Annotated in this window: 14 protein-coding genes; 6 read left to right on the forward strand and 8 right to left on the reverse strand. The window is 36.0% G+C overall.

Going from position 1 to position 16,108, the window contains the following annotated elements:
• Positions 1-5 precede the first annotated feature (5 nt).
• From BEN71_RS18735 to BEN71_RS18770, 8 genes are all read right to left on the reverse strand, one after another.
• Positions 6-1,397, reverse strand: coding sequence for a hypothetical protein (locus BEN71_RS18735; protein WP_068975189.1), 1,392 nt, complete (start codon positions 1,395-1,397; stop codon positions 6-8).
• Positions 1,398-2,390: a type VI secretion system baseplate subunit TssG gene (tssG, locus tag BEN71_RS18740; RefSeq protein WP_068975190.1), complete on the reverse strand. Its 993-nt coding sequence runs from the start codon at positions 2,388-2,390 to the stop codon at positions 1,398-1,400.
• Positions 2,354-4,162: a type VI secretion system baseplate subunit TssF gene (gene tssF / locus BEN71_RS18745; RefSeq protein ID WP_068975191.1), complete on the reverse strand. Its 1,809-nt coding sequence runs from the start codon at positions 4,160-4,162 to the stop codon at positions 2,354-2,356. Before tssF ends, tssG begins: the two co-directional genes overlap by 37 nt.
• A 20-nt stretch (positions 4,163-4,182) precedes the next feature.
• The gene (tssE, locus tag BEN71_RS18750) at positions 4,183-4,656 is read right to left on the reverse strand and encodes a type VI secretion system baseplate subunit TssE (RefSeq protein ID WP_068975192.1); all 474 of its coding nucleotides are present in this window, start codon (positions 4,654-4,656) and stop codon (positions 4,183-4,185) included.
• A gap of 62 nt (positions 4,657-4,718) precedes the next feature.
• Entirely contained in the window at positions 4,719-5,222 is a 504-nt protein-coding gene (locus BEN71_RS18755; protein WP_068975193.1) for an Hcp family type VI secretion system effector, read from the reverse strand.
• 47 nt (positions 5,223-5,269) lie between these two features.
• On the reverse strand, positions 5,270-6,754 hold the full coding sequence (gene tssC / locus BEN71_RS18760) for a type VI secretion system contractile sheath large subunit (protein WP_068975194.1): 1,485 nt from the start codon (positions 6,752-6,754) through the stop codon (positions 5,270-5,272).
• Positions 6,747-7,256, reverse strand: coding sequence for a type VI secretion system contractile sheath small subunit (gene tssB / locus BEN71_RS18765; RefSeq protein ID WP_068975195.1), 510 nt, complete (start codon positions 7,254-7,256; stop codon positions 6,747-6,749). The genes tssC and tssB overlap by 8 nt, the downstream gene beginning before the upstream one ends.
• A gap of 32 nt (positions 7,257-7,288) precedes the next feature.
• Entirely contained in the window at positions 7,289-7,879 is a 591-nt protein-coding gene (locus BEN71_RS18770; protein ID WP_227542638.1) for a hypothetical protein, read from the reverse strand.
• A 421-nt stretch (positions 7,880-8,300) separates the two neighbouring features.
• Here BEN71_RS18770 and tssH point away from each other — a divergent pair, with 421 nt between their 5' ends.
• Genes tssH through BEN71_RS18800 form a run of 6 tightly spaced genes read left to right on the forward strand, consistent with a single transcriptional unit; the run spans position 8,301 to position 15,856 of the window.
• The gene (gene tssH, locus BEN71_RS18775) at positions 8,301-10,979 is read left to right on the forward strand and encodes a type VI secretion system ATPase TssH (RefSeq protein WP_068975197.1); all 2,679 of its coding nucleotides are present in this window, start codon (positions 8,301-8,303) and stop codon (positions 10,977-10,979) included.
• Between the two features lie 17 nt (positions 10,980-10,996).
• Positions 10,997-12,103 (forward strand): type VI secretion system protein TssA, encoded by a 1,107-nt coding sequence (tssA, locus tag BEN71_RS18780; RefSeq protein ID WP_068975198.1) that lies wholly within the window; start codon positions 10,997-10,999, stop codon positions 12,101-12,103.
• A 6-nt stretch (positions 12,104-12,109) separates the two neighbouring features.
• Positions 12,110-13,474 (forward strand): type VI secretion system baseplate subunit TssK, encoded by a 1,365-nt coding sequence (gene tssK, locus BEN71_RS18785; RefSeq protein WP_068975199.1) that lies wholly within the window; start codon positions 12,110-12,112, stop codon positions 13,472-13,474.
• 13 nt (positions 13,475-13,487) lie between these two features.
• The gene (gene icmH, locus BEN71_RS18790; protein ID WP_068975200.1) at positions 13,488-14,288 is read left to right on the forward strand and encodes a type IVB secretion system protein IcmH/DotU; all 801 of its coding nucleotides are present in this window, start codon (positions 13,488-13,490) and stop codon (positions 14,286-14,288) included.
• Between the two features lie 15 nt (positions 14,289-14,303).
• The gene (locus tag BEN71_RS18795; protein WP_068975201.1) at positions 14,304-14,876 is read left to right on the forward strand and encodes a hypothetical protein; all 573 of its coding nucleotides are present in this window, start codon (positions 14,304-14,306) and stop codon (positions 14,874-14,876) included.
• Positions 14,873-15,856 (forward strand): M15 family metallopeptidase, encoded by a 984-nt coding sequence (locus BEN71_RS18800; protein WP_068975202.1) that lies wholly within the window; start codon positions 14,873-14,875, stop codon positions 15,854-15,856. Before BEN71_RS18795 ends, BEN71_RS18800 begins: the two co-directional genes overlap by 4 nt.
• Positions 15,857-16,108 lie beyond the last annotated feature (252 nt).

A 16,108-nucleotide genomic window follows, 5' to 3' on the forward strand; every position in this document is an offset into this window, starting at 1 on the left:
AATGTCTATGCAAACTCAGTCCCAACCACAACTTGAGTCTGTTGATGATCTGCACTATATACATAAGCAAATAAAGCCTCATCTAACTGTAAACTCAACATAAAGCTGAAGATTTTAGATAATGCTTGGGTATGCCCTAAACTCTCTTTACTATAAATATAATGATGTGCTTCGATCGCTGTATCCGCGAAGTTTTGTTCCAATTTCTTTAATTGTTTAAAATCGGTCTGATCATCCAAAACCAAAACAAATGGCTGCTCTTGATCAAACTGTTCACTCAGGTCTAAATTTAAATGTTTTAATGTTTTTACTGCTTGATTTGAATTTAAAGTAATACGAATCGATTTACTGACCTGTATATTTTGTAATTCAACCTTTGAATTACCAATACAACAGGTACTAATATATTCTGACGGAATATATTTTTCACTCATCCAAGTACGATCATCGACCGTTTCTTGGTCAATTTCTGAATCTATAGCAATCAACAATGATACTTCTGAATCCTGCGATTCAATTCTTTTCAATAATTTAATCCAATCTTGATAAGCTGTTGTCTCTCCCCAATAGTGATATTCCGTATCAAACTGTTGATCGATAATGCCCAGTTCAGTTAAGTAATGATGGATCAGCTCTGATCCTTCTGTTTCATTCCACGCATGAAATAAATTTTCAGGCAAAATTAGATGGACATTTAAACGATTTAATCGTGGAACTGCTTCAACTGTAGCTTGTTCTGTAGTTTCGTCATCATATTCTTGATTTGGGTTTATCCAAGCCGGATGCATACGATATTCAAGTGCCAATTTAGCATCATAAAACATCGCTGAATTTTTGAGTTGTTCTGCGATTTGATACAAGGTTTCAGTATTTTGTTCTAACTGTTGCTGAATCAGTGTGGTCATCCGCTTTTGGCGATTCGATATACTGGATTCAACATCTTCCAAATCATCTTCAATTTCTTGAATTCGATAAGACAGAATAGGTAGCCCATAACCATTGACTAGTTTTTGATCCAGCTCCGCACTTATACCCTCTTTTAACTGGTGCAGATGCATTTCATTTTCACCTAAAGCACTCAGGCTCGAAGCGGCATATACTTTTAAAGTCACCGATTCTATTTCTTCCTCAGTGATCTCTTCAACTTCTTGTTGTTGCTCTGAACGTTTTTGCTCTTCTAATTGTTGTTGCTCTTTCTTTTCTTGACGACTGCTATACCATTTTTTGATAATGACAGGTGCTATAACCAACATCGTGATGCCAAGCGGGATTAAACCAAAGAAAATAAGAAAATCTGACCCACTTGGATCATATTTGGTATCACGCCAATAAAACACCACAACCAATGAAACCAACACGAGCATGCTGATGAAGGTTCCAAGAATTAATTTAATCATCTATGACACCCCAATGAGCGAATAGCACGTTTCATCATTATCACTTTGTAGTTTAGGCATCACAAAAGCACCTTGTGCCAAACCCACTTGAGTCTTAGAACTCAACTGCAAAGGCTGAACTTCTTCTTTAGCCAGAATCAATCGAAGATCAACCAATAAAGTTGGGCTACACCAACTTTGCAAAATTTTCTTTAATTTTTTACTGTGTTTTTTCTTTGGTAAAAAGTCTAAATACTGGGCATAACTCAAAGGACCGATTTGAATTTCAATCTTGCCGTCAATTTGACGAATGGTTTCACCACAAAAAGTATTTACCCCCAGTAAAAAAGGCTGCTGACCACCCAATTTGGTTCTTTGCTCATCGCCTAACTTAAATTTTTCAGGAATATATTCTTTGACTTCTACCGACTCATTAAAAACACAGCCAAGCATCGTTTTCAACGCATGTGCTGTATTATTTTGCCCTTGCATCAAGCCTGCAAATTCAGCGAAATAATCATCTAAATCATCTTGTTGATGCTGATTACGAATATAGCCATTCAGCGCATGCAAAATATCTAAATAGTGATTTTCTTTTTCTACTTCATATCGCACAGGCAAGTTATAACTCAGACTAGCATCGACAAACTGAGCAGTGAGCTTATGATTGAATAAACCTAGAAATTTCTGTACCTCAACACGCTGCTTACGTGGTGCCTGTTTAACTTTATTGGTATAGGTATAAGGCATCGCACCCTGCATACCTGTTAAACCTACAATCAGATTGGTGATCTGGATCTTTTCATCATCTTGTAGCAAAGACTCAACTTCATGCTTTGGAAAATTGAGGTTCAGTGAACATTCAAATTGAAAGTCATCAGACCAATTTTTCAGTGTCGAAACTTGAGGAGCATGTCGTAACAAACGCGTGGTTTGAACAAATTCGTAGGCTGTAGGTGTTTTAAAAAGCTCATCAACTACAGAAGCTTCTTGCCACCAACGTTCTGTGCGCATTGGTATAACTCCTGTTTAGTATTATGATCTCGGACAAAAACATCCACAAAACTGTTCATTTGTACTTTTAAATTGAAAATATGACTGATCAACTGGCTGAAAATATACAAACTATGCCCACGGAAAACTTGAGCATCAATATCGATTAGAACTTTGACGCCTCGAACAAACATCGGGAACGGTTTTGCTTCGACTAACTTATGAGTAATCTCGAATTCAATGGTTTTAATCGCATCAATAATTAAATGATTTTCTTTAGATTTTGGTAAGTTATAAAGTTCTAATAATTCTTTAATATGACTCACTGCATCGCCTTTCATCAGCGCCAAAGTATTTAAAGAAAGATGCGAAATAATGCGCCATTGTTCATTTTTATTTTTTTCAAATTGAAATGGTTCTGTCGGTCTTTTCAAGACCAACGCACGGCGAGCAATGGTACTGTCATTCAAATTCAAGACATTATTCGACTGCCCCAATGCTTCATGTGGTAGATCACGATTTGAGCACAATAGCTTACAACTCACAAAATCAGACTTAATGCTTTGTGGCTCGAGATCTTTAGAGATAATTGAATAACCTGTTTCTACGAACTGATTTTGTAAAATCGTTGGATTCAGTGCATAAAAAAACTGAACATCATCGCCATGATAATGACTCATTGCAAAAAATGGTAAGATTGGATAAATCACCTGATCTTGATTACTTTTCTCACGAATCAAATTCATCTCGACAATCGAATAAACTTGATAAAACTCAGGGTGATGTGCATCTGTAATTAAAGGATATTCTAAATTTTTATGATTGATTTTTTGTGGTTCAGCTTGCTTTTCAAATAGATTGACAACTGGGCTCGTAAACAATTTAAAATTCGCCACATTCAATTCTGAATAATTACGAATAATCGCTTGATCATTTAAATTGAGTTTTAAATGGATTTGAATTTCAAAATTTTGCTGTTCAGATTTCAAGTGCTTAAGAACATCTAAATTCAAATTTAAATAACTGAATTTTTCAGGAAAGCAAAAATATTCAATCAACAAACGATAAGCATGATGTGTATGCTGATCGATAGGCAATATACTTTCATTTTCATCAAAACCCATGACTTCAAATGGATTTTTAATTGAAATGACTTTTTGATTTATCCGCAGACTAAAACTGGTATCCTTATGAAAGATATGATCTAGAACTTGTAGCGGAAAATTTGAAATTGCATCTAAATAAATGGGGAGCTTCTCAAGCTTTAACCAATTCTTAGCAGGATTTAACAAATCAAATTTTAAATTTAAAGTCGCATTTTGATTGAGGTGAATATGCGCACTCGGATTGGTTTGAAAACTTAAACTTTCTAATTGGATCGGTAAAAGGCGGACTTCAGCACTCGTCGTAAACTCGCATTGCACACCTTTAAAACTTCTAGACTTTAACGACGTTCCTTTAGCAATTACATGTGCTTCTGTAAGTTGTTTTTGTTTATTAATATCTTCAAAGCTGACAACAGAACAAGCTGGAAAATGGCGTAAATATTGAGGGAACATCACCTCAAATAAAGAACGAGTAAAAATATCATAACTATCGGCTAATTTTTTATCGATACGCGCAGCAATTAAGGAAAAGGCTTGAATCAAACGTTCGATATGAGGATCATCAATTTGTTCTTGGTTTAATGATAATCGCTGTGCAATTTTAGGATATTTATCTGCAAATAAACGGGACTGCTGTCCAAATTCTTGTAGTTGCTTTTCATAATACGGTAAAAGTTCTTCGATCACGACATACCCACTTTATATTTTTAAGATTTTGCTGAAATTTCATATTGTTGTGTTGTTGGTTTAAGTAAGGCATCAAAAATTACGGGTTCATACAGTGGGTGGATATTTAAGTAAGCTTGAATACTTAAACATAAAGACCCTACATTTTGGTCATCTAATTGCATTTCTACTTTAATTTGCTTTAATCGGGGCTCATGTGCGGCAATGGATTGTTCTATTGATTGGCAAATCGTATCTCGGTCTGTTGGATTTGCAGTAGAAAGTCCTACAAAATCAATAATTCCAAATTGAACAATTGACTTTTTTGCCTGAGGATAATCATCAAAATCTGTATCAAGTTTGGCTATACGTGTATTCAGTAAGTCTTCTAAATCTTGAGCAACGGAATCTCTCAGCTCTTTTAATGAAAGCCCTTTGCTATACTCATCTTCAACGATTAAACGATCAAATAATGTAGATCGAAATCCATAGGGGTAAAGTTGATCTAAATTCATAGATTAAATTCTTATGTAGAGTAACAGAAGGGACATTGATGCCCCTTCTGTCTTACATCTAATTACGCATTGAATGCTGCAGTATTTGTAGATAGAGACCATTTAGAAACAACAGTACCTTTAGCATTTCCGCTAATATCTTGTTGTAAATAAGTCCATTCTACTGCTGCATATTTCAAACCAAATGATTCAGTTGGTACACCTTCTTCATTTACAGAAGGAGTTACACTTGAAATCAGTACATGTTTCAATTTGATTTGAAGATATTTGATACGCTTTTCACCATTTGCACGATAAAAATCAACTTGTACTTCATCAAATGTATAACCAGCAGAAGAAGCTTCCCAAAGTTTTGGACTTGTTGCATCCAAATCTTTAACGAAAACCATATCTGAATGCTCTACACGTTCAGCAGTATGACCACCAACGCTTGATGAAGTAGCAGATTTTGGTTGACGAATATTATGAGACCAAGAATTAACTTCTAGCCAATTTTTGTGCTCAGAATCACGCGACTCGCCATCTACTTTGTATTTACCTTGAAAACGAACGTATATATCTTTCATTGGAATTACCCTTATTTTTTAAAGTTATTATTTAGCTACACTCTAATTTAATTCGAGGACTGAGGTAACTCAGTAACAAGTCGCAATGAAACCGACAACTCATCCAGCTGGAAATGTGGTCTTAAAAAAACCACAGACTTGTAGTGGCCTGGCTCAGCAGGATTTTCTACAACTTTTACAGAAGCCTCACGAAGCGGATATTGCGCTTTAGCTTCCTGTGAAGCTCCATCATCTAGGAGTACATATTGTGACAACCACTCATTCAGGAAAGCCTCAATATTTCCCGCAGATGCAAAACTACCGACTTTATCGCGCATCATTGCTTTCAAATAATGTGCAATACGAGAAACAGCCATAATGTATTGAATCTGACTCGACAACGAAGAATTCGCATTGGCTGTATCACTATCATATTTCTTCGGCTTTTGAGTCGATTGCGCACCAAAAAATGCAGCGTAGTCCGTATTTTTACAGTGAACTAACGGAATAAAACCTAGATCGCTTAATTCTTTTTCACGTCGATCAGTAATCGCTATCTCAGTTGGGCATTTAAATGCAACTTCACCATCATTAGTTTTGAACGTATGTACTGGTAAGCCTTCAACCATGCCACCACCTTCAACACCACGAATCGCAGCACACCAACCATGTTGGTCAAATGCATTAGTTAAGCGTGTACCAAAAGCATATGCAGCATTCATCCATAGATATTCATCATGGTTTTGACCTGAAACATCTTCTACAAAATTAAAGCCTTCCGTTGCCCAACCTTCTTTAGGATCATAAGGCAAACGTCCTAAAACTCTCGGCATCGTCAAAGCAACATAGCGAGAGTCATCACTTTCACGGAAAGAACGCCATTGTACGTATTCTGCTGTTTCAAAGACTTTTGAAACATCACGTGGACGATCAATATCGGTAAATGACTCTAATCCCAACATATTACTACTTGCAGCCGAAATAAACGGCGCATGGGCGGCAGCAGCTACATGTGACATTTGTTCCAACAGATACATATCTGAAGGCGTACGGTCAAATTCAAAATCACCAATTAATGTTGCGTATGGTGCTCCACCAAATGAGCCATATTCTTCTTCATAGACTTTTTTGAATAACGTACTTTGATCGAAATCTGTCGCACCTTGGAAATCTTTCACCAACTCTTTTTTCGTTGTATTCAACATACGAATTTTAATTAAAGGATTCGAAGGTGATTCTTGACAGAAATAATATAAACCGCGCCAAGTCGATTCAATTTTCTGAAATTGTTCGTGATGCATGATTTGGCTGAGTTGCTTTGAGATTAATGCATCAATTTCAGCGATACGTTTATCAATCGACAAAGACATATTCTCAGAAACAGTAATTGTTCCCGCCATCACCTCTTTGGCTAATTCACCAATCAAGCTTTTGGCACGATCATGCTCTTCATCATTACGTGCAATTCGACTACGTTCTACAATTGAATCAAGTAAACCAATCTCTTCTACAGCTGTATCTTGTTGTGCATTATTTGCCTGTAAATTACTCATGATCAGGACCCGCCTCTGCACTTAATTTACGAATCTGATCAGTGTTTTGCAAAACTTCATCAAGCAAATCTTCTAAACGTTCACTATTCGAAATTTTATTTCTCAAGTCGGTTAAACGCTCACGTGCCTCAACCAATTTTTTCAGAGGATCTACCTGCTGTACAACATTCTCAGGTCTAAAATCTGCCATTGATTTAAATGTCAAATCAACTGACATACGGCCACCTTCTTCAGTCAACGTATTTTCAACTTGATAAGCTGCTCGTGGAGACAATGATTCCATAACTTCATCAATATTTTCTAAATCAACATTGACGAATTTTTTATCTTTTAGCTTAGTTTTTTCTAATTCAGATGCTGCTGAGAAATCGCCCAACACACCAACAACAAAAGGAAGCTCCTTAACCTCTTTCCCATCACCAACTTCTACATCATAAGTAAGTTGCACACGAGGTGGCCTAATTCGTTGTAATTTTTTCTGTACACTTTCACGTTTTGCCATTTTTGTTATCCATTAAATACTAATAAAGAAAATTACATTGGGAAGTTTGGTCGCGTTGTTGTAGCAGGTTTTGGTGCTACAGGTGTAGTTGCTGGTGGCGTCGTACGTACTGGAGTCGCTCTCACTGGAGTTGTACGATTTTTTACTGTACGTACTTTTGCTGGTTTTGTTGTCTTGGTTACTGAAGATGCTTGACTTTCCTGTTTTTCAACCAAAATAGCTGCTGGTGCTGCACTTTTAACAGCATCAACGAAACTCTTTGCTACAGGATAGGTTTTGTCTTCAGTTAAATACCTAACTTCGGTATTGATCATTTTATTCAAAGCATCCTTTGCAAGGCTAATGCCTGCAAGAAATTTAACATCAGTCAGTGTTGTGCTTTGTATATTTTGACCTTCCAAAAAATTCACGAGTTGTAATGCTTTATCATTTTTCCCAAGTTGCTGAAATTTTTCAGCAGCTGATACCAAAAGCATGTCCTTATTATCTTTGTTTTTCTTATCACAAACTTGAGCATAGATCGACAAGAGCTCTGGGCTCGTTTCACCTGCCACGACTGGATAATCTTTAATACACGATTTTTTTAGTTTGATTTCATCATCTGCGTAAGTGAAACTAGTCACAAGTGATGCTCCAAGAACTAAAAAGCATGAAATAAAATTCTTATTCAAAACTAACCTCAATATTCTCATAATTTCAGTTTTTCAATGATTTACTATAGATGTTTTATAGGTTTGTATATTTAAAACTGCTATGTTTATTTTAAAATTTCTTCAAAATAAAACTAAAAAAAACCTAACCCGTCAAGTTAATTTTCGTATCAAGAATATAAATTATTAATTTTTAATACTTTTTATGAAAAATAAATAATATACACAATATGACACCTTCACAAAAATTATTTTTTATGTAAAATATTTTTTAGACGAATTTTGAAAATTATTAAGTCTTTGATTTTTATATACTAATATAAATTTAAAGTATTACCAGTTAGAAAATTTATAATTTAGTCACTAGAAAACAGTGTATTCATGAGAGAAAAAAATGACAGATTTAAAAGTTTTAATTAAAAAACTATCAACTTCATCTCGTACTTCATTAGAACAATCTGCAAATTTATGTGTAAATCATCAAAATTTTGAAATCGAAATTGAGCATTTTTTTGTCAAATTATTAGAACAACCACAAAATGATATTGAAATATTACTAAACAAATACAAAATCTCTAAAGATGGTTTAGTTGCCGATTTACTTGAATGTATTTCGCAACTCCCAAAAGGAAATACGCGTACTCCTATCTTTTCAAAATCTATAGTTCGGCTGTTAGAACAAGCATGGTTATTAGCTTCAGCTGAACAAGATCCAGTCATCCGAAGTGGTCATTTGTTGATTGCCCTTCTTACAGCATCTGATCTTTATCAAATTGCGATTCGGGCATCTAGTTTATTTGATCTGTTCCCGATCGATACAATGAAGCATAAGTTTCTAGAAATTTGCTTGAACAGTTCTGAAAATATTCAAGTGAATAATCAAGAGAATAATGCACAAGAAATAGCTGTTAATACTGAATCAGATAATGTAACTAAAAAAACACCAGCATTGGATCAATTCACGATTAATTTAACTGAAAAAGCCAAAAAAGGGGGCATTGACCCTGTCATTGGCCGTGAATATGAAATTCGCTTAATGCTCGATATTTTAATGCGTCGACGTCAAAACAACCCGATTTTGACAGGTGAACCTGGTGTTGGTAAGACTGCTGTTGTTGAAGGCTTAGCTTTAAAAATTTCCCAAAACCAAGTCCCTGATGCATTAAAAAATGTGCAAGTACATTCCTTGGATATGGGACTGTTACAAGCAGGTGCAAGTGTTAAGGGTGAGTTCGAAAATCGCTTAAAACAAGTCATTCAAGAAGTCCAACAATCAGCACATCCGATTATCTTATTTATCGATGAAGCACACACTATGATTGGTGCTGGTGGGCAAGCTGGGCAAAATGATGCAGCGAATTTATTAAAGCCTGCGCTTGCACGTGGTGAGTTAAGAACAATCGCGGCAACAACTTGGGCTGAATATAAACAGTATTTTGAGAAAGATGCAGCTTTAAGTCGTCGCTTCCAAGTGGTTAAAGTTGAAGAACCCACTGAAGAAGTGGCAATTGATATGCTACGTGCCATGATCCCAGTCATGGCAAATCATTTTAATTTACGTATTGATGATGAAGCGATCGTAACAGCAGTTCATTCCTCACATCGTTATATCAGTGGTCGCCAACTACCAGATAAAGCAATTAGTGTACTTGACACAGCTGCAGCCCGTGTTGCACTCACTCAAAATGCTCAACCGGTGAAACTAGATCAGCTTAAAGCACAACAGCATAATTTGTATCTTGAATTAAACATTATTGAAAATGAGCACTTGCATAATCCTATTCATGACGAGCGCTTAACTCAACTCAAAGCATCTTTGGATGTTCTCAATCAAGATATTGAAAATACTGAAAAGCAGTGGCAAACCGAGCTTCATTTTATTCAACAAATTCAAAGCTTAGAACAAAGCGAAACTGCTGCCCAACAAGCTACAAAGGATGAAATTCTAAAAATTCGTTCGCAGCTACACGCATCCCAAGGTCAAGAACCTCTTGTTTTTGAACGTGTTAATGCACATATCATCAATGAAATTATTTCAGATTGGACAGGTATACCTGTCGGAAAAATGGTCAATGATGAGATCAAACAGATTTTAAGTTTAGAAGAAAAACTTGAACAGCGTGTGATGGGACAAGACTATGCACTTCATCAACTGGTTCAAGGTATTAAGACCTCAAAAGCTCGTTTAGAAGACCCGAATAAGCCACAAGGTGTATTCATGCTTGTCGGTCCGAGTGGTGTGGGTAAAACAGAGACTGCTTTAGCACTTGCAAATGAACTCTATGGTGGTGAGTCACACCTCATCACCATCAATATGTCTGAGTACCAAGAAGCACATACAGTTTCATCCTTAAAAGGTGCGCCTCCAGGCTATGTCGGTTATGGTCAAGGTGGTGTACTGACAGAAGCTGTGCGTCGTAATCCGTATAGTGTTGTGCTATTGGACGAAATCGAAAAATCTCACAGTGACGTGCAAGAGCTTTTCTATCAAGTATTTGATAAAGGCACACTTGAAGATGGCGAAGGTCGTGTGATTGATTTTAAAAATACCACGATTTTACTCACCTCAAATACTGGCTCAAATGCCATTATGCAAGCTTGCCTTAACCAGCCTGTTGAAGAGTGGCCAAATGCAGACGAACTGATCGAACAGCTTAAACCAAGTTTATACAAACAATTCAAACCTGCTTTCCTTGGTCGTATGCGAATTGTGCCGTATTTCCCACTTCATGATGATCTTTTAGTCCGCATTATCGTGCATAAATTAGGCAAAATTACTGCGCGTTTAGAAAAACAATATGAAACAAAGGTTACGCATAGTGATGATTTAATTGAATTGATTTTAAGTCGTTGCACTGAAGTCGATAGTGGTGCACGTAATGTAGACAATATTTTAAACTCTACAGTACTACCCGCTTTAGCCACTGAAATCTTGGTTGCATTGGCTGAGCAAAAACTTCCAAAGACAATTCATATCGATGTGAAAGATGATGAAATCATTTACCTTTTAGATCCACAAGACAAAGTCGCTAAGAAAAAAACCAGTAAAAAGACAAAGAGTGTGGAAGCTTAAATATACGAGTATAGAAAATGGATATTAATTTAGACGCATTATTAGAACCCATATCAGAAGAACATCCATGTGGTGATGATTTATCATTTTCTAATGATTTTCATGACATTAAAAAAGCACGCACGCATGATGATCCTTTGCTTGACCAAGGCGATTGGGTTGCCGAGCCGAAACAAGCAGATTGGTCATTTGTAGCAGACAAAACCGTTCAATTATTGTCAGAAAAAACCAAAGATATCCGTCTACTTACGTGGTTGACGGAAGCTTGGGCGAATTTATATGGTTTTGAAGGTCTAATTAAAGGGCTTGAACTCAGTCACCGTATATTGGAACAATATTGGCTCAAGCTTCATCCTGAAATTGAAGATGACGATTTAGATCAACGACTTGGTTTATTACAAGGGTTTACAACCCAACTTCCGAACTTAATTAAGAATGTTCCACTGATTAATATTCAACCATTCTATTCTCTTGCGCAGTATGAAAGTTTTTTACACTTACAAAATACTCGACGCAAACAAGCTGAAGATTCAGATAGTGTAGAAGCTTCTGTAGAATTGGACCAATTCAATCAAGCACTTTTTAATACTTCTCGTACCTTTCAATACCAAAGTTATCAGCAATTTCAAGAAATTTTGCAGCACTGGAATATTATTAAACAAGTCCTTGACGCTTTAATGGAGTTAGAAGCGCCTAGTTTCGCGAGTATTGATTCACAACTTGAAAATATTCAAATGAATCTGAAAAAAATCTATAAAGCAGAATCATTTGGAAGTACGACTCATGTCGCGGCTACTGAAGATAATCCCGTACAAGCTAATCCTGTAGCAACCAATGAAAACCATGTGCATCCTATTGTTCAGCAAGCTCAAGGCTTTCAGCCTCAACCGCAAAGCCATTTACAAAATCGTGAACAAGCAATGCGTGTTTTACAAGATATTGCAGATTATTTTCAAACCAATGAACCACATAGCCCAGTCAGTTATATGCTACAAAAAACCATTAAGTGGAGCCAAATGCCTTTGCATGAATGGTTAACTCAAGTCATTAAAAATGAAAACCCTCTTGATTCTATTCAAGAATTGTTGGGTGTAAACCAAAATAATGAATCTTCAGAGTGGTAATAATTTATGTTTAAAGCAGAAAAAATACTTTGGGGTGAAGGTTTATTTTTAAGACCACAGCATTTCCAATTACAAGATAGCTATCAAGAACAACGTTTAAATCATACGATTCGCTCAACAATTCCATATCCTTACGGCATAAAAAATTTACGCTTTGATGAAACTCAGCTCGGTACACATATCCTTGCTTTAGAACAGATCGACATGATTTGGCAAGATGGTGAGATTTATCAAGCACCTGCTAAAGATTTATTACCACAGCCAATCTTATTGGATGAGCTAAATTTACGTGGTGAAATGGTCATCTATTTGGCATTACCGTTGTTACAGCCAAATAAGAAAAATCTTTCAGATGATCTGGATAAACAGCCTGCACGTTATCATTCCTATCTCAATGAAACGCATGATTTATTTACTGATGCGACACCAGCTGAGATTACATTCCTCAGACGTCGTACTGAATTCAAACTTTTTGATGTCCAAGCTGATCCGAATCAAGACTTGGATGGTTTTTTATATTTAGCAATTGGTAAAATAAAAAGACATAGTTCTGGCAGTTTTGAATTAGATACCAAATATATTCCACCGATTTTACATATCCAATCTAACGAAACATTGCTGTCGAATCTAAAACGTACGTTGAATGTCGTTCGTGCAAAAATCAAAATGATTCAAACCAATAATCGTGAAAATGAACAAAAGCTGATTGAATTTCGTTCTGGTGATATTGTTTCTTTCTGGTTGGTCAATGCATTAAATACAGCACATGCAACATTAAACCATCTATTACAGAATCCGCAAATTCACCCAGAAAAATTATTCTTTGAATTATTACGTTTAACAGGCTCTTTGTTAACATTTTCAACGGCATATGAAGTTGAACATTTACCTCAATACCAACACCATAATTTACAAGATAGTTTTACCCAGCTCGATAAAATTTTACGTGAACTTTTAGATACGATTATCTCGAGCCGTTATATCAGCATTGCACTAAAAGAAATTCGTCCATCTTATTGGGTTGGAAGTCTTGAAACAGATAAAATCACCAAAGAAACTAGGCTGTATATTGCTGTATCTAGCAGTATGATGCAAACCCATGAACTGATTCAGATTGTTCCATTACGCTTTAAAGTCGGTAATACCGTCGATGTTGAACAACGTGTTGTTGCTGCACTACCTGCAATTCCAATTCATCATTTGGTTCAGATTCCAACCGCAATCCCAGTACGTTCAGGTGTGAGTTATTTTGAAATAGAACCACATCATGAAATGTATCAACGCATGCTTGATTCAGAAACAATCTGTATCTATGTCCCTGCAGGATTCCAAGACATTAGTATTGAATTAATCGCTGTGATGAATGGTTAAGGAGAATAATTAAATGAATCAAAATAATGCAGCTCCTTCACTATTCGATGATGGACAAATTGGTATCGGTTCTTTACCGCAGCAACCTAAAAATACGCAAGCAACAAATTTGGTCGACTTGCTACATGATGGTTTTTATATCGTATTCCTTATCAAAAATCAGTATGTCCCTGAGAATGCCGACCGTTTTAAAGAGAAAATTTTAGATTTACTTAATCGTTTTGAACATCAAGCGAAAAAACTACAGTTTTCACCTGAAGATATTCATGATGCGAAGTATGCCTATTGTGCACTACTTGATGAAACTATCGTGACACAACAAGATCCTGCATTTTTTAATCTGCAAAACCATTGGTTGATTAGCCCACTACAATTGACTTTGTTTGGTTCACAGCTTGCAGGTTATCGATTTTTTGAGTTTTTAGAACTGATTCGAGGACGAGGTAAAGAACGATTGGCTTCAATGGAAGTATTTCATTATTGCTTACTACTTGGTTTTCAAGGTAAATATCGAATTGAATCCATTGAAAGTTTGAATCATTTGGTTGCACGGGTTGGTGATGAAATTGACTATTTGAAAGGTAAAAAAACTGCTTTTTCACCATTTGCAGCACTACCAGATCAAATTAAGAATATTATTCATAAAGAATTACCATTCGCTTGGATTCTCATTTTTCTATTGATCTTTGCCTTGCTTACATTTACAGGGTTGAGATTCATGTTAAATAAAAATGAAACCTCCTCTCTCGCCAAATTTAATAATGTGATTTCAGCACCTGCGGAACAAGCCAATATTACGATTCACTTGCCTTAATGATCGGGTAATATCATGACACAAGAAAAACAAACATCGATTAGAATATTACAAAGTAAACCTACAAAGAAGACTTTAGGTAAATCTACGATTTTTTTATTAGGATTACTGACTGGTGTTATCATCGCCAGTATTTTTTTCTTAGCTTTTATGCAGATCAATTCGACAAAAAACTTAAATACAACAGCAATAACGGATTCCTCATCAGAAATACAACAATCCAATGAATCTCGTGATGAAGAGAATTCAGCATCACATCATGATGAAAGTTCTGTCGCTTATAAACAGCATATGGATGATAAAGATTTTAATAAAATGTTTAAGCATGAAAATAAATCTACAGAACAGAAAAATCCGAGCGGTTCTCCATTTGAACAAATTATAAAACCTGAAGTTAAACAACTTCCCCCTACAATTCATAAACCACAAAGTACAACCATAAAGCCGACTACAAATCAGGTAAAACCAAAACCTGAGGCTAATATCAAAGTTGCTGCAAAAGAGATTAAGCCAGAACCAGAAGAAATTTCACCAGAAGGTTCCGTGAAAATGTCGATTGAAAAAAAGGTTGTTGAAGACAAACCATGATTTTGTTTGTTGTTTGTTGTTTTATTTTCCTTGTACTCTGCCTTAGCTTTTTAATGTCTTATGAGCTACGGCATAAAACAATAGACTTTTTTAAATCTTTAATACCGCATGGAAAAAGTAAGTTTGACTCAGCAAAAAGTTTTGCTGAGCAAATGAATCAGGCTGCATCAGCAAATCAAACGCAAACACATTGGCATCTACAGCAGTGGTGGATCTTGATTGCTGGCTTTTTCTTATTATCAAGCATCCTAGTTTTTGCATTTACTCGTCCCATTGATCCAACTAAAGTGGAAGCTGAATATTTAAGAAAAACTGACCCACAAATTTACGCCTTACTCAACGGTGAAATTTTGAGTCCGCCGCCAGAAGTAGATGAAGGTTTAATTGATGCCGCAATTATACAAGCTCAAATATTAGAAGGACAAAATCCCGTACCAAGTCTGCAAATCCCAGCTGGCAATCCAACTGTTATTAACAACGAAGAATTTGGGGACCAGCGTAGTAGCTTTGATACAACAATGATTGACCGTAAATGGGACAAAATGCACCCAAGCTATAAACAGCGATTACTCATGGTCTTTAAAATTATGAAAGAACGACACGGTTATGAAATGGTTCTCCTCGAAGGTTATCGTAGTCCTGAGCGCCAAACACGTTTATCTGGAAATGCAGCAACAACATTAGCAAAAGCCTATCAAAGTTATCATCAATTTGGTTTAGCGGCTGACGTTGCATTTAAACGTGATGGAAAAGTTGTTATTTCTGAACGTGATCCTTGGGCATGGAAAGGCTATCAACTTTATGGTGTTGTTGCTGAATCTGTTGGCTTAACATGGGGAGGACGTTGGACACGTATTCATGACTATGGTCATACAGAATTCCGCATGCCAGGACTTCGTAAAAACCGTGAATCAGCGGAAAGATTGATAGCAGAAGCTCAAGGACAAGGTTTAATGGCGAACAATATTAGTCCGAATTGATTATCTATTTAATTTCGCTTTAATGTACGCTATAACTTACACAATGTGACGAAATCTGCATCTTTTCACATTCTTCAAAATCACCTATTCTAGTTGCATAGGGAACTGGAATTTTCCAAAATAAAAACAATAGTTTATAAAAATAGTATAAATAGATGTATCTATAAATAAGTAGTAGACAGGCAGTTTACTACAATAATGAATACAAGAAAGCCTCGACAGGATGTCGAGGCTTTCTTAATTATATATTTC

The organism is Acinetobacter wuhouensis, from assembly GCF_001696605.3.
Classification (GTDB): Bacteria; Pseudomonadota; Gammaproteobacteria; order Pseudomonadales; family Moraxellaceae; genus Acinetobacter; species Acinetobacter wuhouensis.

Coding starts and splice junctions, on each gene's coding strand:
- BEN71_RS18735 (WP_068975189.1), bottom strand. CDS start 1,397: ATGATTAAATTAATTCTTGGAACCTTCATCAGCATGCTCGTGTTGGTT.
- tssG (WP_068975190.1), bottom strand. CDS start 2,390: ATGCGCACAGAACGTTGGTGGCAAGAAGCTTCTGTAGTTGATGAGCTT.
- tssE (WP_068975192.1), bottom strand. CDS start 4,656: ATGAATTTAGATCAACTTTACCCCTATGGATTTCGATCTACATTATTT.
- BEN71_RS18755 (WP_068975193.1), bottom strand. CDS start 5,222: ATGAAAGATATATACGTTCGTTTTCAAGGTAAATACAAAGTAGATGGC.
- tssC (WP_068975194.1), bottom strand. CDS start 6,754: ATGAGTAATTTACAGGCAAATAATGCACAACAAGATACAGCTGTAGAA.
- tssB (WP_068975195.1), bottom strand. CDS start 7,256: ATGGCAAAACGTGAAAGTGTACAGAAAAAATTACAACGAATTAGGCCA.
- tssH (WP_068975197.1), top strand. CDS start 8,301: ATGACAGATTTAAAAGTTTTAATTAAAAAACTATCAACTTCATCTCGT.
- tssA (WP_068975198.1), top strand. CDS start 10,997: ATGGATATTAATTTAGACGCATTATTAGAACCCATATCAGAAGAACAT.
- tssK (WP_068975199.1), top strand. CDS start 12,110: ATGTTTAAAGCAGAAAAAATACTTTGGGGTGAAGGTTTATTTTTAAGA.
- icmH (WP_068975200.1), top strand. CDS start 13,488: ATGAATCAAAATAATGCAGCTCCTTCACTATTCGATGATGGACAAATT.
- BEN71_RS18795 (WP_068975201.1), top strand. CDS start 14,304: ATGACACAAGAAAAACAAACATCGATTAGAATATTACAAAGTAAACCT.
- BEN71_RS18800 (WP_068975202.1), top strand. CDS start 14,873: ATGATTTTGTTTGTTGTTTGTTGTTTTATTTTCCTTGTACTCTGCCTT.